This window comes from Novosphingobium sp. 9U, from assembly GCF_902506425.1.
GTDB lineage: Bacteria > Pseudomonadota > Alphaproteobacteria > Sphingomonadales > Sphingomonadaceae > Novosphingobium.
Genome location: NZ_LR732469.1, coordinates 216,510 through 235,768 on the forward strand (window position 1 = coordinate 216,510; position 19,259 = coordinate 235,768).

The window sequence follows — 19,259 nt, forward strand, 5'->3', positions numbered from 1 at the left end:
ATTGCGTTTGCTCGATAGGGTAGCGGTAGGCAGGAGGAAGCACCCATGCGTCGCGCGTCACTCATCCCCAGCATCGGCCTCCTGCTGCTGTGCCTCGGCGTCGGTATCGACGGCGTGCGGAGGTGGCGCAGGCGAAGCGGCGCGGTCCCCCGAACTCCTGAAGAGATTGCCGCGGCCGCACAGGCCCGCGGGCTGCCGATCCCGCCTGCATGCGAGGCGGGCGTCTCCGCCAACCTGGCGCTGCTGGCCGAGCACGCGGCGCGCCTGCGCGCATGAGTGCGATCCTGGATCTTGCGGCGCAGGTGCGCTCCGGTGCGGTCAGCGCCGTCAGCCTGGCCGAACGCACGCTCGCCGATATCGCGCGTGCCGATATCGGCTTGAACGCCGTCACCCGCCTGCTGCCCGAGCGCGCCCTGAAGGAAGCCGCAGAGGTGGACGCCATGGTGGCAGCCGGGCGCGATCCCGGCCCGCTTGCAGGCGTGCCCTATGGCGTGAAGGACCTGTTCGACGTCCGCGGCCTGGCGACCACCGCCGGCTCCACGCTCTACGCCGGTGCGCCGCCGGCGACGCGCGATGCCGAAGCAGTGGCGCGCTTGCGTTCCGCCGGCGCGGTGCTGGTGGCGACGCTCAACATGGACGCGTTCGCCTACGGCTTTGCGACCATCAACGCCCATCACGGCACCACCCTGAACCCGCACGATCCCGCACGCCTTGCAGGCGGGTCTTCCGGCGGTTCGGCGGCGCTGGTCGCAGCGGGGCTGGTCCCCTTCTCGCTCGGCTCGGACACCAACGGCTCGATCCGCGTGCCGGCCAGTCTGACGGGGACCTTCGGCCTCAAGCCTACGCACGGGGACTTGCCGATGGACGGCGTCTTCCCGTTCGCAGCCAGCTTCGACGACATCAGCCCCTTCGCCAACAGCACCGCAGACCTCCACGCGGTCTGGGAAGTGCTGGCGGCTCGCGTCGTTGAGCCCCGGCGACGTGAGTTCCGGGTGGCTCGCCTCGGTGGCCGGTTCCGCCAGAACATCGACCCGGACCAGCTCGCCGCCATCGACGCGATTGCGCCGACAGCGCCGCTGCTGGACTTGCCCGACGTGGCGCGCGCACGCTCCGCCGCGTTCATCATCACCGCCTACGAAGGTGGCGCACTCCACCGCGAGCGCCTGGCGCGCGAAGCGATGGCCTTCGATCCCGCCGTGCGCGACCGCCTGCTCGCGGGCGCACTCCTGCCCAAGCGCCTGTACCTCGAAGCGCAGGCTTTCCGCCGCGCCTACGAGGCCAGAATCGCAGCGCTGGTTGCGGAGTTCGACGTATTGCTCGCGCCGGCGACGCCCTGTGCCGCGCCGCTGGTGGAGGACCCGCGCATTCTCATCGACGGTGCGCTGTCCCCCGCACGGGCGGATCTGGGCATCCACACCCAACCGATCAGCTTCCTCCGCCTGCCCGCGCTGAGCGTGCCCCTGCACCGGCCCGGTCGCTTGCCGCTCGGCCTGCAGCTGATCGGCCGGGCGCATCGCGAAGCGGACGTGTTTGCGTTTGCCGCGCAGCTGGAGGCACAAGGCGTGATCGGATGGTCGCAGCCGCGCGACACGGGGCAGGCTACGCAGCAGGGGGCAATGGCGTGACACAGACCACCTTGGTGGAGGCGCAAGAGCCGCCACCCGCTGCAGAGACCGGCGCCCTCGCCCGCTACTTCCAACTGGGCGCCCGTGGCACCGACGTGCGCACCGAAGTGCTTGCCGGCGTTACGACCTTCCTGACGATGGCCTATATCGTGCTGGTGAACCCGGCGATCCTGGGTAGCGCCGGCATGCCGGTGGCGGCGGTGGCAGCGGCAACCTGCTTTGCCGCGGCATTCGCCTCGATCTTGATGGGCCTGGTCGCCAACACGCCGTTGGCGCTGGCGCCGGGCATGGGGCTGAACGCCTACTTCAGCTACACCGTCGTCCAGCAGATGGGGGTGCCCTGGCAAGTCGCGCTGGGATGCGTGTTCATCTCCGGCGTCGCGTTCCTGGTGTTGACCGCGACCGGCGTACGCCAGTTGATCGTCGCTTCGATCCCGCAATATCTCTTCGCCGCGGTGGCAGGCGGGATCGGGCTGTTCATCGGCTTCATCGGCCTCAAGGACGCAGAGATCGTCGTCGCCAATCCGGCGACCTTCGTGGCGCTGGGCGATCTCAAGGCACCCGGCGCGGCGCTGGCGCTGTTCGGCCTGGTGGTGATCGGCGCGCTGAGCGTCTGGAAGGTGCGTGGGGCGATGCTGATCGGCATCGTCGCCACCGCGATCGTCGGCTGGCTGGCGGGACAGGTGAAGATCGACCCGCAGCCTTACTCGCTCTCCGCTCTGACGGGCACGGCCTTGCAGCTCGACCTCAAGGGCGTGTTCGGCCTTGGCGGCAGTCACGGGTTGGGCTTGCTGGAGATCCTGTTCGTGTTCCTGTTCGTCGACCTGTTCGACAACATCGGCACGCTGGTGGCCGTGACCAAGCGTGCCGGGCTGATGGACTCGGCGGGCCGTATCCCACGGCTCAACCGTATCCTGTTCACCGATGCCACTGCCACGATCGTGGGCTCGATGGCGGGCACCAGCACCGTCACCAGCTATGTCGAGAGCGCCGCCGGCGTGCAGGCGGGCGGGCGCACCGGGCTGACCGCGGTCGTCACCGGAGTGCTGTTCCTGCTGACCATGTTCGTTGCGCCCTGTGCCCAGCTGATCCCGCTTGCCGCCACCGCGCCTGCGCTGATCATCGTCGGCGGGCTGATGCTGCTGCCCTTGACCGAGGTCGAGTGGGAGGATCCGCTCTCCGCCATCCCTGCCTTCCTCACAGTGGCGATGATCCCGCTGACCTTCTCGATCGCCAACGGCCTGGCCTTCGGCATCACGGCGCATGCCGCGCTCAAGCTGGTGCGCGGCACGGTGGTCAAGGGTGACTGGTTCCTGCTGCTGCTCGCCGCCTTGTTCGTGGTGCGCTTCGCCTGGATGGGAGGCGCATGATGCGGTTGCTCTTCACGCTTGCCTTGTCGCTGTTGGCGACGCCCGCCCTCGCCAAGCCGCTCGACAAGACACCTCGCACAGTGGTCATGACCGCGTTCTTCCCCGAGTGGCAGGCGCTGGAGCACGCGGTTGAGACGCCCCGGACCTACAAGATCAACGGCCTGACCTTCCTCACTGGCAAGATGGAGGGCAAGCCGGTGGTGCTGATGCAAAGCGGCGTCAGCATGGTCAACGCGGCGATGAACACGCAGCTGGTGCTCGACCGTTTCAAGGTGAAGCGCATCGTCTTTTCCGGTATCGCCGGCGGCGTCGACCCGGACCTGACGATCGGCGACGTGGTCGTCGCGCAGGACTGGGCGCAGTACCTGGAGGTCTCCTTCGCGCGCAAGACGGCGCAGGGATGGAAGACGCCCGAGCCGGTCGACCCCGCAGCACCGAAGAACTGGGGCATGATGTTCCCGCGCGGCGTGCGCGTGGGCAACGCCAGCGAGCCGGCCGAGCGGCGCTACACCATCGCCGTCGATCCCGGCCTCGTCGCCCTTGCCCGGCAAGTGGCGGGCACGACGCGCCTGCAGCGTTGCGTCAGCGCGCAGCAGGCGCAGGCAGACGCACCGCGCGGCTCCTGCCTCGATCACGAGCCCAAGATCGTCGTCGGCGGCACGGGCGTCAGCGCCAGCGTGTTCGCCGACAATGCCGAGTTCCGCGAGTACCTTCAGGCCACCTACAAGGCCCGCGTGCTCGACATGGAGAGCGCCGCCGTGGCACAAGTCGCCTATGCGAACCAGGTGCCCGCGGTGGTGTTCCGCAGCTTGTCGGACCTCGCCGGAGGCGACGAGAGCGAGAACCAGATGCAGACCTTCATGGCGCTCGCCTCGGTGAACTCGGCGCAAGTGGTGCGCGCCTTCGTGAAGGCGCTGCCGAACTGATGGAGACCGTGCGCGCCACGAACGCCATCGTCACTGCGCCGCACGTGCTCGCCGCCGAGGCCGGCTGTGCCGTATTGCGCGACGGCGGCAACGCGATCGAGGCGACGGTGGCTGTGGCGGCGGCGCTGGCGGTGGTCTACCCGCACATGACCGGGATCGGCGGCGATGGCTTCTGGTTGATCCGCGAGCCGGATGGCCACGTGCACTCGATCCACGGGTGCGGCGGCGCGGCGGCCGCGGCAGACCTGTCGCTTTATGCCGCAATGGACGCGGTGCCGACCCGCGGGCCGCTTGCCGCAAACACGGTGGCAGGCACGATTTCCGGCTGGGCGGCGGCACTGGAAGAGCCGGGCTGCACTCTGCCGCTCGACCGGCTGCTGCGCGACGCGATCCACCATGCGGGGGCCGGCGTGCCCGTCACGGCCGGCGGAGAAGCGATCGCCGCGGCGAAGAGCGCGGAACTGCGCGCGCAACCGGGCAGCTACGGCGCGGTGTTCGAGCCGGAAGGCCGCCCGCTCCGCCAGGGCGACGTGCTGCGCCAGCCGCTGCTCGCCGCGACCCTGCGCCGGCTGGCGGCAAATGGGCTCGACGACTTCTATAGGGGCGAACTGGCCGCCGCGATTGCGCAAGACCTGCAGGCCTTGGGAAGTCCCGTCGTCGCCGCCGACCTCGCCGCACACGCGTCCAGCCGGCCCGAACCGCTGAGCGTGCCGATCGCCGGCGCCCGGCTCTACAACAGCACGCCGCCAACTCAAGGGTTCGCCTCGCTGGTGATCCTGGCGCTGTTCGACCGTCTCGTGGCGGACGCACCGGACCAGTTCGCGCACGTCCACGGCTTGATCGAGGCGACCAAGCAGGCCTTCCTCCTGCGCGATGCCCACGTCGGCGATCCGCTTCACACGGATTACGACTTCCAGGCCCTCCTCGACGATCCCGCGGCGCTCGACGCCCTCGCTGCCCGGCTCGATCCGGTGCGTGCCCTGCCCTGGCCCCAGCCGCCGCAATGGGGCGACACCTGCTGGTTCGGTGCGGCGGATAGCGAGGGTCGGGTCGTCTCCGCGATCCAATCGACGTACTTCGAGTTCGGCTCGGGCCTGGTGCTGCCGCAGACCGGGATCACCTGGCAGAACCGCGGCAGCTCGTTCCGCCTGGCCGAGTCCGGCTGGAATGCGCTCAAGCCCGGGCGCAAGCCGTTCCACACGCTCAATCCGGCGCTGGCGGTGTTCGACGATGGGCGCGTCATGGCTTACGGCACCATGGGCGGCGAGGGTCAGCCGCAGACGCAGGCTGCGTTGTTCACCCGCTATGCCCGCTTTGGGATCGACCTGCAGGAGGCGATCAGCGCGCCGCGTTGGCTGCTGGGGCGCACCTGGGGCGAGCAGTCGACCACGCTCAAGCTGGAGGACGGGTTCAACGAGGCGCTCTACGCGCAACTGGCGCAAGCCGGCCACGACGTGGAGCGGGTCGGCCCACTGACCGCAACCATGGGCCACGCCGGCGCCATCGTACGCCTTTCTGGCGGCGGCTTCCAAGGCGCCACCGACCCACGCAGCGACGGTGGAGTGAGCGGGTGGTGAGTGTAAGCCTGTCCAGATCCTCCCCTGCAAGGGGAGGTGGCGCGCGGCGCAAGCCGCGTGACGGAGGGGTGTCACCGCTGGCGGAGTGCATGACCGAGAGGGTTACACCCCTCCACCACCGCCTACGGCGGCGGTCCCCCTCCCCTTGCAGGGAAGGATCTTGGCGATGACCGGCGCCCGCGCGGTGACCCGATGCGATGAACTCGGCCTGCCGCCTTACAGCGACATGCCGGGCGGGCTCTACCGCGGCTATCTCACCCCCGCCTACCTTGCCGCGCAGGATGCGCTCGCCGGCTGGATGGCCGAGGCTGGCATGGCCGTCCGCCGCGACCCGGCCGCCAATCTCGTCGGCCGCTACGAGGGCACGGATCCGCAAGCGCCGGCCCTGCTCATCGGCAGCCATCTCGATTCCGTGCGCGACGGCGGCCGCTATGACGGGCCGCTGGGCATTATGCTCGGCATTGAGTGCGTCGCCGCGCTCAGCGCGCAGGGCCGGCGCTTGAAGTTTCCCATCGAGGTCTACGCCTTCGGAGACGAGGAGGGCTCCCGCTTTCCTGCGGCCATGCTGACCAGCCGCGCAATAGCCGGGACTTTGACACCGGCCGCGCTGGAGATTGCCGATGCCGAGGGCATGACCTTGCAGGCGGCGCTCGAACTCGCGTCTACCTCCCCGTTCGTTCTTGAGGCTTACCTGACCGCCGCTCGCGCACCTGGCTCTACCCTCGCCTACCTCGAAGCCCATATCGAGCAAGGTCCGGTCCTCGAAGCCGAGGGCCTGGCCGTCGGCACCGTTACCGGCATCGCCGCGCAGCTGCGCTACAAGGTGAGCGTGCAAGGCATGGCGGGCCACGCCGGCACCACCACGATGCACCTGCGCCGCGATCCGCTCGCCGGCGCGGCAGAGATGGTGCTCGCGGTGGAGGCGCTGGCCCGGGCCGACAACTCGGACGTGGTCGCCACTGTCGGCGCGATCGAGGCGCTGCCGGGCGCGCCTAACGTGATCCCCGGCGAAGTCCGCTTCACCATCGACGTGCGCTCCGGCGCCGTCGAACGCCGCGACGCGGTGGCCGAGGCGATCCTGGCCCGAATTGCCGACATTGCCAGCGTGCGCAATCTGAACCTAGCCGTGCCCCGCATCCACGACTTGCCCGCCAGCCCCTGCGACCCCTTGCTGATGAACCTCATGGATCAGGCGCTCGCCGGGGCTGGCCAGCCCGTCCGTCGCCTAGTCTCGGGCGCCGGGCACGACGCCATGAACATCGCCGCGCTGTGCCCCACCGCAATGCTGTTCATTCGCTGCAAGGACGGTATCAGCCACAATCCCGCCGAGCACGTCGACCCCGCCGATGCGCAGATCGCGTTGCAGGTCATGCTCGGATTCATCGAACGACTGGCCGCCACTTATGCCTGACCTGGACCCGCTTCTGTTCGGCGAGATCGACCCGCCTCAGCGCCTGCTGATGGGCCCCGGCCCGGTCAATGCGCACCCGCGCGTGCTGCGGGCGATGAGCGCGGACCTTCTGGGCCAGTTCGATCCCGAGATGACCGGCTACATGAACCAGGTCATGGCGCTCTACCGCCCGATCTTCGGCACGGCGAATGAGTGGACGATGCTGGTCGACGGCACCGCGCGCGCCGGGATCGAAGCCGCGCTGGTCAGCCTGGTGGCACCGGGCGACACCGTGCTGGTCGTCAACTTCGGGCGCTTCGGCCTGCTGCTGACCGAGATCCTGGCGCGGATCGGCGCAGTGGTCGAGACGGTCGAGGCGCCCTGGGGCGAGGTCGTGCAGCTCGAGGCCATCGGCGAGGCGATCCACCGCGTCCAGCCGCACGTCGTCGCCACCATCCACGGCGACACCTCGACCACGATGGCGCAGCCGCTCGATGGCCTTGGCGAGCTGGCCCATGCCGCCGGCGCGCTGCTCTATGTCGATGCGACCGCGACCATCGGCGGCATGGAGCTCGCCGCCGACCGCTGGGGCGCGGACGTCGTGACCGGCGGCTTGCAGAAGTGCCTGGGCGGGCCCTCCGGATCGGCGCCGATCACCATCTCGCCTCGTTCCGCCGAGCACATCGGGCGCCGCCGCCATGTCGAACAGGGCATCCGCCGCCGCGACATCGCCGATGGGCAAGGACCGCGGATCGGTTCGAACTACTTCGACCTGGCCATGATCATGGATTATTGGTCCGAGAAGCGACTGAACCACCACACCGAGGCGACCAGCATGCTCTACGCCGCGCGCGAATGTGCGCGCATCGCGCTGGGCGAGGGTCTGGAGGCGCGATACGCCCGCCACGCCAGCGCCGGCCGGGCGATGACCGTGGGCCTACGCGCCATGGGGCTGACGGTGTTCGGCGACGATGCCTATCGCATGACGAACGTCACCGGCGTGCACATCCCGGACGGTGTGGATGGCGAGGCGGTCCGCACCATGATGCGCGAGGCGTTCGAGATCGAGATCGGCACCGCGTTTGGTCCTTTGCAGGGCAAGATCTGGCGTCTGGGCGCGATGGGCTACAACGCGATGAAGCACAAAGTGCTGCTGACGCTCGCGGCGCTGGAGGCGTGCCTGAGAGCGCAGGGCTACGCCGTGCCGCTGGGCGAGGCGGTGCCGGCGGCACTGGAGGCATGGTGACCGGGGGCGTGCCTGTCCTCCCCGGGACGGGGAGGGGGACAATCCGCAGGATGGTGGAGGGGACTCGCGTCCTCAAGCAGCCTCGCGTGCGGGCGAGAATTCCCTCCACCACCGGCTGCGCCGGCGGTCCCCCTCCCCGCACCGGGGAGGACAGGTCGTGAGAGACCTCGTCGGCTACGGCGCCCACCCGCCCGACCCGCAGTGGCCGAACGGCGCGCGGGTGGCGGTGCAATTCGTCATCAATTACGAGGAAGGCGCCGAAAATTCGGTGCTGAACGGCGACGCGGGCTCCGAGGCGTTCCTGTCCGAGATGGTCGGTGCACAAAGCCACCCGGCCCGCGCGATGGCGATGGAGAGCCTCTACGAATACGGCAGCCGCGCCGGGTTCTGGCGGCTCCATCGCCTGTTCACGCAGCGCGCCCTGCCCGTCACCGTGTTCGGCGTCGCCAAGGCCATGGAGATGAACCCCGAGGCGGTCGCTGCCATGCTCGCCGCGGGATGGGAAATCGCCAGCCACGGCCTGCGCTGGATCGACTACCAGACGGTGCCCGAAGCCGTCGAACGCTCCCACATCGCCGAGGCCATCGCGCTGCACACGCAGCTCACCGGCAGCCGCCCACTCGGCTGGTATCAGGGCCGCACCTCGCCCAACACTGCGCGGCTAGTCGCCGAGGAAGGCGGCTTTCTCTACGATGCCGATAGCTACGCCGACGATCTGCCCTATTGGCAAGGCCCCCAGCTGATCGTCCCCTACACGCTCGACGTGAACGACATGAAGATCGTCGCACTCAACGGCTTCACCGAGGGCGAGCAGTTCTTCCGGCATCTGCGCGACACCTTCGACCAGCTGCGCGAGGAAGGCGGCCGCATGATGAGCGTAGGGCTTCACGGCCGCATCGCCGGCAAGCCCGGCCGCGCACGCTGGCTCGCCCGCTTCCTCGACCATGTGATGCAGCACGAGGACGCCTGGGTAGCGCGACGGATCGATATTGCCCGCCACTGGATGGAGGTGCACCCTCATGCGGATTGACGATCCCGCGCTCCTCGCCGAAGTCACCGCCGCGTTCCACGCCTACGAAGCCGCACTGATGGCCGACGACATCGCCGCGATGGACGCGCTGTTCCACGATGCGCCTACCACCAACCGCTATGGGGTCGGCGAAGTGCTCTACGGCATCGAGGCGATCCGGGCGTTCCGCAAGGGCCGCGGCGGCTCGCCCCCGCGCAAGCTCGGCCGGGTGGCGATCACCACTTATGGCGACAGCTTCGCCACTGCCGATGCCGAGTTCGTCCGCGAAGGATCGGACCGCCGGGGACGCCAGACGCAGACGTGGGTCAGGTTCGCGGATGGCTGGAAGGTCGTCTCCGCCCACGTCAGCCTGGAAGGGACGACCGCGTGACCGCGCTGTTCGAGCACAGCCCCTGGGTCGAGGAGCGCGCCGATGCCCGGCCCTCCTCGGGCGATCGCCATGCCGACCTGATGGCCGTACTTTATATGGCCAGCCCCGAGGAGCAGCTCGCCCTGATCCGCGCGCATCCTGAGCTCGCCGGCAAGGCCGCGATCGACCGGACGCTCACCCAAGTTTCCGCCGCCGAGCAAGCCAGTGCCGGGCTCGATCGCCTCACCCCGGAGGAATACGAGCGCTTCCACGCGCTCAACGCCGCCTATCGTGCGCGCTTCGACATGCCGTTCATCATCTGCGTGCGCCTGACCGACAAGGCCGGTATCCTTCGCGAAATGGAGCGCCGCCTCGGCAACACGCGCGACGAGGAAGTCGCCACCGCGCTCGCGCAGATCGGCGAGATTGTCCGGCTGCGCCTCCAGGACACCGGCTCATGAGCCTGGCCGAGCTCGAAGCGGACCTCGCCCGCCAGCTCATGCTGATCGGCCACGGTGGCGCCGACTGGACTCGTCCACGCACACATCCCGATGGCCATGTCCACGACGTGATCATCGTGGGCGGCGGGCAGAGCGGGCTGGCCGCTGCGTTCGGCCTGCTGCGCGAGCGGGTGTCGAACATCCTGGTCATCGACGAGAACCCGGCGGGTTACGAAGGGCCCTGGGAAACCTACGCGCGCATGATCACGCTGCGCACGCCCAAGGACCTGACGCCGATCGACTTCGGCGTCCCCGCCCTCACCTACCGCGCCTGGTGGGAAGCGCAGCACGGCGCGGACGGATGGGCCGAGGTCGATAAGATCGCTCGCGGCGACTGGATGCGCTACTTGCGCTGGTACCGCCAGGTGCTGAACCTGCCGGTGCGCAACGACACCAGGCTCAAGGCGATCGTGCCGCTCGGAGACGGGCTGTTCCGTCTAGACCTCGTCGGCGGAGATCGCCTGCTCACCCGCAAGGTCGTGCTCGCCACCGGCATCCAGGGCGGCGGCGAGTGGCACACGCCGCCGATGATCTCGCGCGCGCTCGCGCCCGACCGCTACGCGCACACCAGCCAGCCGATCGACTTCGCCCCGCTCGCCGGCAAGCGCGTCGCCATCCTGGGCGGCGGCGCCTCGGCGTTCGACAATGCCAATGCGGCGCTCAGCCAACGTGTCGGCGAAGTTCACGTCCACATCCGCCGCAAAGTGCTGCCGCGCATCAACCCGATCCGCTTCATGGAGCGCGTGGGCTTCACCGCGCGCTATCCGGCGCTCAGCGACGCCGAAAAGTACGCGGTGATGCACGCGTTCCTGGGCCATAACCAACCCCCTACGAACGACACCTTCCACCGCGCCGCCGCGTGGCCGGGGTTTCAGCTGCACTTGGGCTCGCCCTGGCTCTCCGTCGAGGAGACGGGAGATGGCGCCAGGGTCCAGACCCCGCAGGGGAGCTTCGAGTACGACTTCCTGATCCTTTCGACCGGCCTCGTCAGTGACCCCGCCCTGCGCCCCGAACTGCGGCTGGTCGCCGACCGGATCGCCCGCTGGTCAGACCGCTACACGCCCCCGAACGGCCAGGAGAATGCCCTCATCGATGCGCATCCTTATCTCGGCCCTGCGTTCGAGTTTCTTGCGCGCGATCCTGCCGACACCACTCTGCACGGGCTGTTCGCCTTCAACTATTCGGCGCTGATCAGTCTGGGCCTCTCCGCCTCGGCGCTGTCAGGCCTCAGGAACGCGCTGCCCCGGCTGGTCAAGGGCGTAGCCGACCAGCTGTTCCTCGACGATCGCGCGGAGCTCATCGCCGACCTCATCGCCTACGAGGAGCACGAGTTCCTGGGCGAATGGCCTTCCAATGCGGAGGCCGCAGCATGAGCAGCCTCTCCACCCACGTGCTCGACACCACCCACGGCCGCCCTGCCGCCGGCGTCGCGCTCACGTTGTATGACGCCCATGGCGCACCGCTGTTCGCCGGCACGACCAACGAGGACGGCCGCTGCCCCGGGTTGCCCGCGCTCGCCACGGGGCTCTACGCCTTGCGCTTCGCCGTCGCCGATTACTTCCGGGCGTCGGGTGTCGATCTGCCGGAGCCACCGTTCCTCGACGTGGTGACGATCGACTTCGGCGTCTCGGGCGAAGGCCACTACCACGTGCCCTTGCTGGTCTCGCCGTTCGGCTACTCGACCTATCGGGGCAGCTGAGGTGACCGTGCGCTTCCTTGTCGACGGCGAGGTGATCGCGCTGGATGAGGTCGATCCGACCGCCACCCTGCTCGACCACTTGCGCTACCGCCTGCGCCGCACCGGCACCAAGGAAGGCTGCGCGGAAGGCGACTGCGGCGCCTGCACGGTGCTGGTGGGGGAGCTTCAGCCCAATGCGGTCGCATGGCGCGCGGTGAATGCCTGCGTGACGTTCCTGCCGATGCTCCATGGCAAGGCGCTGATGACTGTCGAAAGCCTGGTTACGGACGGTCAGCTCACCCCCCTGCAGGCTTGCATGGCCGCCAACGGCAGCTCGCAGTGCGGGTTCTGCACACCCGGGTTCGTCATGTCGCTGCACGGCCGCGCGATCGGTGCCAGCGGGTGCGAGTTGCCGGTAGCGGATGTGATTGCCGGCAACTTGTGCCGCTGCACCGGCTACGGGCCGATCCTGGCGGCAGGCGACACGGTCGCTGCGCTGTCGCAGGACGATGCCGCGCTGGTGCCTGCACTCCAGGCGATCGCCCTGCACGACACTGCCGGAGGCGAGTGGCACGGCCGCCGCTGGTTCGCCCCGCGCAGCGCCGACATGCTCGCGCAACTCCTTGCCGAGCACCCCCAGGCGCGCATCGTGGCGGGCGCGACCGACGTCGGGCTGTGGGTCACCAAAGGTCTGCGCGAACTCGACACGCTGATCTTCATCAGAGACGTCGAAGAACTGCGCGCGATCGACGAAACGCCCGACAGCCTGACGCTAGGCGCAGCGGTGACTTATGCTCAGGCGCACGCCGCCCTCGGCCGGCTGCACCCGGACATGGGCGAACTGGTGCGGCGGATCGGCGGCCTGCAGGTGCGCAATGCCGCCACCATTGGCGGCAACATCGCCAACGGCTCGCCGATCGGCGATGGTCCGCCCGCGCTGATCGCGCTCGGCGCCACTCTGACGCTGCGCAGCACGCAAGGCCGCCGCACCATGCCGCTGGAGGACTACTTCCTCGACTACGGCCGGCAGGACTTGCGCGCGGGCGAGTTCGTGGAGAGCCTCTCCGTGCCACGCCCCGCCCCTGAGACCGTGATCCATATCGCCAAGCTGTCGCGCCGTTTCGACAGCGACATCTCCGCCGTGTGCGGCGCGATTGCGCTTACCTTGCGCGACGGCTTGATCGCCGAAGCCCGCGTCGCGTTCGGCGGCATGGCCGCGACGCCGCGCCGGGCGGCGGCCTGCGAGGCGGCGCTGATGGGCCAACCCTTTACGCACACTACCATGACGGTAGCCGGCCAGGCCCTCCGCCAGGATTTTGCGCCGCTCACCGACGTTCGAGGGAGCGCCGACTATCGCCTTGAAGCTGCCGCCAACCTTCTGTACCGCCTTTTCGCGCGCGAGCAGGGGCAGGCGACCAGCGTGCTGGAACTCGAGCCGACCGATGGCTGAACGCGACCCGGCCCTGGTGCTCGACAAGCCCTCGCACCCGCACGACAGCGCACACCTGCATGTCAGCGGCGCGGCGCGCTACGCTGATGACATGCCCGAGCCGGCGGACATACTCCATCTCGCCTTTGGCCAGAGCAAACAGGCGCATGCCCGCATCGTCGCGATGGACCTGTCCCAGGTCCTCGCCGCGGAGGGCGTGATCGCAGTCTATACCGCAGGCGACATCCCGGGCGAGAACAACGTCGGCCCCGTCGCGCACGACGACCGGCTGCTGGCCGATGGCGAGGTCGTGTTCATGGGCCAGCCGGTGTTCCTCGTCGCCGCGACGAGCCAGCTTGCGGCGCGCGAGGCCGCACGGTTGGGGCAAGTTTCCTACGAAGTGCGCGAAGCGTTGCTGACCGTCGACCAGGCACGTGCCGCCGCCTCGCTGATCGAGCCGACCCAGCACATGCGCCGCGGCGATGCCGGGGCCGGTCTGGCAAGCGCCGCAAATCGGCTCGCCGGCCGCTTCGCTATGGGCGGGCAGGATCATTTCTACCTTGAAGGCCAGGTCGCCGTCGCGACTCCGGGCGAGGACGGGCAGGTGCACCTGCTCAGTTCGACTCAGCACCCCAGCGAAGTGCAGCACCTGGTCGCCAACCTGCTCAACCTCACCTCGGCCGACGTGACCGTCGAAGTGCGGCGCATGGGCGGTGCGTTTGGGGGCAAGGAAACGCAGGCCGCGCTGTTCGCCGCCGCCGCCGCGCTCGTCGCGCATCGCACCGGCCGCCCCGCCAAGTTCCGCTGCGATCGCGACGACGACATGGTCCTGACCGGCAAGCGCCACCCCTTCGAAGTCGCCTACGAAGTCGGCTTCGACGACGAGGGCCGCTTGCACGCGCTATCCCTGCAGCTTGCCTCGAACTGCGGTGCAACGCTCGACTTGTCCTCCGCCATCAACGACCGCGCGATGTTCCATGCGGACAACTGCTACTTCGTGCCTCACATCGCCATCGCGTCGGAGCGGCTGAAGACCAACACCGTGTCCGCGACCGCGTTCCGTGGCTTCGGTGGCCCGCAAGGCATGCTGGCGATCGAACGCGTGATCGATCACGTAGCCGCCGCCCTCGGCCGCGACCCGCTCGATGTGCGCGTGATCAACCTCTACGGGCCCGGCCGCGACTTGACCCCCTACGACATGCCGGTGGCCGACAACATCGCCCCGCCACTCATCGCGCGGCTGCGCGAGACGTCCCGCTACGACGCGCGCGTTCGCGAGGTGGAAGCGTTCAATGCCGCCAACGCGATCCTGAAAAAGGGCATCGCACTCACCCCGGTGAAGTTCGGCATCAGCTTCACGACCACCCACCTCAACCAGGCGGGCGCGCTGGTGCACGTCTATGCCGACGGCTCCATCCAGGTGAACCACGGCGGCACCGAGATGGGCCAAGGGCTCTACGTGAAGGTGGCGCAAGTGGTGGCGGACGTGTTCGCAGTGCCGCTTGCGCGCGTGCGCATCACCGCCACCCGGACCGACAAGGTTCCCAACACCTCGGCCACCGCAGCCTCGTCGGGTGCGGACCTCAATGGCATGGCCGCGTTTGAGGCGGCAATGACGATCCGCGACCGGCTCGCCGCCTTCCTTGCGCGAACATACGACTGCGAGCCTGGCCATGTGCTGTTCACTCCGGCCGGCGTGCTGGTGGCGGGCGAAGTGCTGGAGTTCGGCCATGTCGCGCGCAAGGCGCACATCGGCCGCGTGTCCCTATCTTCGACCGGATACTATGCGACACCCGGCATCGCCTACGACCGGGCCGCGCACAAAGGCCGTCCGTTCTACTACTTCGCCTATGGCGCCGCCGTGTCGGAAGTCGCGATCGACACCCTGACCGGCGAGCACAAGGTTCTGGCGGTCGACATCCTTCATGATGTCGGCCGCTCATTGAACGCCGCCATCGACCTTGGGCAGATCGAAGGCGGGTTCCTGCAGGGCCAGGGGTGGCTCACCACGGAGGAGCTGGTGTGGGACAAGACCGGGCGCCTGCTCACGCATAGCCCCGCGACCTACAAGATCCCCACCGCCTCCGACCGACCCAAGCGGCTGCGGATCGACTTGTGGGATGGCGAGAATGCCGAGCCGACGATCAATCGCTCCAAGGCCGTGGGCGAGCCGCCGTTCATGCTGGCGATCTCCGTCTTCTCCGCGCTCAATCGTGCGATCGCCGCCACCAACCCCGACAAGCGCGACATGCCGCCGCTGAACGCCCCCGCCACGCCCCAGGCGATCCTCGCCGCCATTGCGAGGCATCGCCAAGGGTCGTTGGGCGCATGACCCAGTGGATCGGCTGGCTCCGCCATTTGCCCGACCGCCCTACGGCCATGATCTCGCTGCTCGCGACCGAGGGGTCCGCCCCGCGTGGCGCCGGCACCCGCATGCTGGTCTGGGCCGAGGGGCAGGAAGGCACGATTGGCGGCGGGCAGCTGGAGCTGCGCGCCATCGAGCAGGCGCGCGCGGTACTGGACCTGCCGCGCGGCACGTGGCGGGTGCAGGACTACCCGCTCGGGCCACTGCTCGGCCAGTGCTGCGGCGGGCGGGTGCGGCTGATGGTGGAGCATCTCGATCCAGCGGCGCTCGACTGGCTGCACGATGCCGAACCCGGCCGCATGCTGGAGACGCGGCTGCGCGATGGTGCGGTGACTCGCGCCGTACACTTGCGCGAGACCGCCACGCGCCAGTCCGCACGCGGCGAGCGGCCCGTTGCGGGTGCGCGCATGGTCGAACCGGTCGGCGAGCGCCCGCGCCCGTTGTACCTGTTCGGCGCCGGTCACGTCGGCCAGGCGATTGCCCGGCACGCCGTCGGCCTGCCCTTCCAGCTGGCCTGGTTCGACACCCGGCCCGAGGAGGCGGCGATCGACGGCGTGACCCTCGTGTCCGAGGAGACCGTGGCCGATTGCCTCGCCGACGCGCCGGCGGATGCGGCGGTGGCGATCCTGACGCACGACCATCCGCTCGACTACCACCTCGCGCTCGCGGCGCTGTCCGGCAAGCCGCTCACCTTCGTCGGCCTGATCGGCTCATCGACCAAGATCGCCCGCTTCCGCTCGCGCCTGGCCGCGGATGGCGTCGGCGAAGAGGCGCTCGCCCGCCTAACCGCACCGATCGGCCTTCCCGGCGTGCGCGGCAAGGAGCCGGATGTGATCGCGATCTCAGTGTTGGCGCAACTGCTGACGCTGAGGGCCGAGTGAGCGTGGGCAACGCAGATCCTCCCCTGCAAGCGGAGGGGGACGGCCTGCAAGGCCTGCGCATCTCGCTACAGGCGGTCCCCTCACACGTCGGGGCTCGCACCTCATGATCCACGCCTTGCGCGCCGAGCTGCTCTCCGTCCCGCATGATCCTCGCGATCACCCCCACCCTATGCGCCACGAAGCCGACGGCTTGCTCGTCATCGAGGATGGCATTGTCGTCGCCCGCGGGCGCTACGCTGAGCTCTCCAAGCGCTACCCCGACGTCCCGACCCAAACCCTCCCCGGCCTCGTCGTCCCCGGCTTCATCGACGCGCACGTCCACTACCCTCAGACCGACCGCATCGCCTCGCACGGCGAGCAGTTGCTCGACTGGCTGGATCGCCACATCTTTCCCGCCGAACAGGCCTTCGCCGATCGCGCCCACGCCGACGAAGTCGCAGGGTTCTTTCTCGACGAACTGCTGCGCAACGGCACCACCAGTGCGCTGGTATTCCCGACCGTGCACGAGGGTTCGGTCGACGCGCTGTTCGACGCAGCGCAACAGCGCAACATGCGCGTGATCTCGGGCAAAGTACTGATGGACCGCGGCCCCGTAGGCCTGCGCGACACGGTGGCGAGCGGGCGGGCTGAGAGCGAAGCGCTGATCCGGCGCTGGCGCGGACGCGGCCGGCTGGGCTACGCAGTCACTCCTCGCTTCGTGCTCGCCTCCAGCGACGCACAGCTGGCGGACGCGGGCGCGTTGCTCGCCGAGCACCCGGACGTGCTGATGCATACGCACCTAGCCGAGAATGTTCGCGAATGCGACGCGGTCGCCGAGCGGTTCGCCGACGCCGCAGACTACCTCGACGTCTACGACCGCTTCCGCCTGGTGACCGCGCGTTCGGTCTTCGCACATGGCATCCACATGTCCGATCGGGCCTGCGCGCACTTGCACCACAGCGGCGCGGGGGTGGCGATATGCCCCAGCTCCAACTTGTTCCTGGGCTCGGGCTTCTTCAACTTCGGCCTGAACGATCGCCACAAGGTGCGCCTAGGCCTCGGCACCGACGTGGGTGCGGGCACTTCGTTCTCCATGCTGCGCACGGCGGGCCTCGCGTACCAGGCGGCGCTGGCGCGGTGCGAGGCGCTGGACCCGTTCCGGGCGCTGTATCTCGCGACCGCCGGTAGCGCCGCCCTGCTTCACATCGGCGACAAGGTCGGCGCGCTGGAGCCGGGGCAAGAAGCCGATTTCCTTGTGCTCGATCCCGCCGCCACGCCTTTGCTGGCGCGCCGCACCGCGCGAGCCGATCTCGCGGACCGGCTGTTCGCGTTGCAGATCCTGGGCGACGACCGCGCGGTGGCCGCCACGTACGTCATGGGCCAGCGCGCCTGGAGCCGAGGGACGTAAGAGTCAGCACAACCAGGGGCAGCGACATGCACGATCAAGACGACGCGCTCTGGAACGCCGACCTCGCGCCGACGGGGCCGGAGCAGCGCACTTGGCGCTGGTACCACTTCGCGGCGCTGTGGGTGGGCATGGTCGTCGCGGTCCCGACCTGGATGCTGGCGTCCGGGCTGATCGAGCAAGGCATGTCGGCCGTGCAGGCGACCTGGACGGTGCTGCTGGGCAACGTGATCATCCTGGCGCCGATGCTGCTGATCGGCCATCCCGGAGCGCGCTACGGCGTGCCGTTTGCAGTGCTGGTGCGCGCCTCGTTCGGCACCACCGGCGCGCGGCTGCCGGCGCTTGCCCGCGCGCTGGTCGCCTGCGGATGGTACGGCATCCAGACCTGGATCGGCGGCGAGGCGCTGCTGACGCTGCTCGGCATCTTCCTGCGCCAGGACTTGCGCGGTGCGGTCCTGCCGATCGTGGGTATCGGCGCCGGTCAACTGCTCGCCTTCCTGGTGTTCTGGGCGGTGCAGCTGCTGTTCGTGCGCAAGGGGCTGTTGACCATCCGGCGGCTGGAGACCTGGACCGCACCGCTCAAGCTGCTGGCCTGTGCCGGCTTGCTGTGGTGGGCGATCAGCGCTGCCGGAGGGCTCGGGCCGATCTTTGCGCAGCCCTCCGCCTTCGCGCCCGGCGGCCCGAAGCAGGGCCAGTTCTGGGCGGTGTTCCTGCCCACGCTGACCGCCATGGTCGGCTTCTGGGGAACGCTGGCGCTCAACATTCCGGACTTCACCCGCTTTGCGCGCAGCCAGCGCGACCAGGCCATCGGCCAGACACTCGGCCTTCCTCCCACGATGGGCCTGATCGCGCTGATCAGCGTGATGACCACGTCGGCGACGGTCGTGATCTACGGCAAGGCGATCTGGGACCCGGTCGCGCTCGCCGGCACGCTGAGCGGACCCTTCGTACTGCTCGGCCTACTGGTGATCGCGGTCGACACCGTCTCGTGCAACATCGCCGCCAACCTGGTGTGCTCGGCCTACGACTTCGCCTCGATCGCGCCCTCGCGCATCGACTATCGCCGCGGCGCGCTGATCACCGCGGCGATCGGCCTCTTCATGATGCCTTGGAAGCTGCTGGAGAGCACGCAAGGCTACATATTTACCTGGCTGACCGGCTACGGCGCGCTGCTGGGGCCGATCGCGGGCATCCTGATCGCCGACTACTGGATGGTGCGCGGCACGCGGCTGGACGTCGAGGGACTGTACCGCGTCGATGGCCCGTACAGCTACGGCAACGGCTGGAACGGCAAGGCGCTCGCGGCGCTGGCTCTCGGCATCGCGCCGAACCTGCCGGGGTTCCTGGCCGTCTCCGCGCCCGGAGTTTTCAGCCGCGTTGGCTCACTGTGGACCGGCATCTACAGCTACGCATGGTTCGTCGGCGTGGGTGTCTCGCTGACAAGCTATGCCTTGCTGATGAAGGCGCGGCCTGCCGGTACGCCGGCAATCGGTTCTGCTTGAGCATGCG

The 19,259-nt window shown here is 69.1% G+C and carries 17 protein-coding genes; all 17 read left to right on the forward strand.

The features are described from left to right. Positions 1–45 precede the first annotated feature (45 nt). The gene (locus GV044_RS00975) at positions 46–276 is read left to right on the forward strand and encodes an AtzG-like protein (RefSeq protein WP_159864227.1); all 231 of its coding nucleotides are present in this window, start codon (positions 46–48) and stop codon (positions 274–276) included. Continuing rightward, positions 273–1,625: an AtzE family amidohydrolase gene (locus tag GV044_RS00980; RefSeq protein ID WP_159864230.1), complete on the forward strand. Its 1,353-nt coding sequence runs from the start codon at positions 273–275 to the stop codon at positions 1,623–1,625. Before GV044_RS00975 ends, GV044_RS00980 begins: the two co-directional genes overlap by 4 nt. Then, positions 1,622–2,995, forward strand: a complete 1,374-nt coding sequence (locus GV044_RS00985; protein WP_159864233.1) for an NCS2 family permease — start codon at positions 1,622–1,624, stop codon at positions 2,993–2,995. The genes GV044_RS00980 and GV044_RS00985 overlap by 4 nt, the downstream gene beginning before the upstream one ends. Next, positions 2,992–3,921 carry a 5'-methylthioadenosine/S-adenosylhomocysteine nucleosidase gene (locus GV044_RS00990; RefSeq protein WP_159864236.1) on the forward strand — a complete coding sequence of 310 codons (930 nt, stop codon included), beginning with the start codon at positions 2,992–2,994 and terminating at the stop codon, positions 3,919–3,921. The genes GV044_RS00985 and GV044_RS00990 overlap by 4 nt, the downstream gene beginning before the upstream one ends. Then, positions 3,921–5,498, forward strand: a complete 1,578-nt coding sequence (locus GV044_RS00995) for a gamma-glutamyltransferase family protein (RefSeq protein ID WP_159864239.1) — start codon at positions 3,921–3,923, stop codon at positions 5,496–5,498. Before GV044_RS00990 ends, GV044_RS00995 begins: the two co-directional genes overlap by 1 nt. A gap of 166 nt (positions 5,499–5,664) precedes the next feature. Continuing rightward, entirely contained in the window at positions 5,665–6,909 is a 1,245-nt protein-coding gene (locus GV044_RS01000; protein ID WP_159864242.1) for an allantoate amidohydrolase, read from the forward strand. Continuing rightward, positions 6,902–8,134, forward strand: coding sequence for an alanine--glyoxylate aminotransferase family protein (locus GV044_RS01005; RefSeq protein WP_159864245.1), 1,233 nt, complete (start codon positions 6,902–6,904; stop codon positions 8,132–8,134). Before GV044_RS01000 ends, GV044_RS01005 begins: the two co-directional genes overlap by 8 nt. A gap of 157 nt (positions 8,135–8,291) precedes the next feature. Further along, positions 8,292–9,164, forward strand: a complete 873-nt coding sequence (gene puuE / locus GV044_RS01010) for an allantoinase PuuE (RefSeq protein WP_159864248.1) — start codon at positions 8,292–8,294, stop codon at positions 9,162–9,164. Then, on the forward strand, positions 9,154–9,534 hold the full coding sequence (gene hpxZ, locus GV044_RS01015) for an oxalurate catabolism protein HpxZ (RefSeq protein ID WP_159864251.1): 381 nt from the start codon (positions 9,154–9,156) through the stop codon (positions 9,532–9,534). The genes puuE and hpxZ overlap by 11 nt, the downstream gene beginning before the upstream one ends. Further along, on the forward strand, positions 9,531–9,974 hold the full coding sequence (gene uraD / locus GV044_RS01020) for a 2-oxo-4-hydroxy-4-carboxy-5-ureidoimidazoline decarboxylase (protein WP_159864254.1): 444 nt from the start codon (positions 9,531–9,533) through the stop codon (positions 9,972–9,974). The genes hpxZ and uraD overlap by 4 nt, the downstream gene beginning before the upstream one ends. Beyond that, positions 9,971–11,386 (forward strand): NAD(P)-binding domain-containing protein, encoded by a 1,416-nt coding sequence (locus tag GV044_RS01025; RefSeq protein ID WP_159864256.1) that lies wholly within the window; start codon positions 9,971–9,973, stop codon positions 11,384–11,386. The genes uraD and GV044_RS01025 overlap by 4 nt, the downstream gene beginning before the upstream one ends. Beyond that, positions 11,383–11,712, forward strand: a complete 330-nt coding sequence (gene uraH, locus GV044_RS01030) for a hydroxyisourate hydrolase (protein WP_159864259.1) — start codon at positions 11,383–11,385, stop codon at positions 11,710–11,712. Before GV044_RS01025 ends, uraH begins: the two co-directional genes overlap by 4 nt. A gap of 1 nt (position 11,713) precedes the next feature. After that, positions 11,714–13,141, forward strand: coding sequence for a xanthine dehydrogenase small subunit (gene xdhA, locus GV044_RS01035; RefSeq protein WP_159864262.1), 1,428 nt, complete (start codon positions 11,714–11,716; stop codon positions 13,139–13,141). Next, entirely contained in the window at positions 13,134–15,452 is a 2,319-nt protein-coding gene (gene xdhB / locus GV044_RS01040; protein ID WP_159864265.1) for a xanthine dehydrogenase molybdopterin binding subunit, read from the forward strand. The genes xdhA and xdhB overlap by 8 nt, the downstream gene beginning before the upstream one ends. Next, the gene (gene xdhC, locus GV044_RS01045) at positions 15,449–16,366 is read left to right on the forward strand and encodes a xanthine dehydrogenase accessory protein XdhC (RefSeq protein WP_159864268.1); all 918 of its coding nucleotides are present in this window, start codon (positions 15,449–15,451) and stop codon (positions 16,364–16,366) included. The genes xdhB and xdhC overlap by 4 nt, the downstream gene beginning before the upstream one ends. A gap of 103 nt (positions 16,367–16,469) precedes the next feature. After that, complete coding sequence (gene guaD, locus GV044_RS01050; RefSeq protein ID WP_159864271.1) at positions 16,470–17,753, forward strand: guanine deaminase; 1,284 nt, start codon at positions 16,470–16,472, stop codon at positions 17,751–17,753. A 26-nt stretch (positions 17,754–17,779) separates the two neighbouring features. Continuing rightward, positions 17,780–19,252: an NCS1 family nucleobase:cation symporter-1 gene (locus tag GV044_RS01055; protein ID WP_159864274.1), complete on the forward strand. Its 1,473-nt coding sequence runs from the start codon at positions 17,780–17,782 to the stop codon at positions 19,250–19,252. Positions 19,253–19,259 lie beyond the last annotated feature (7 nt).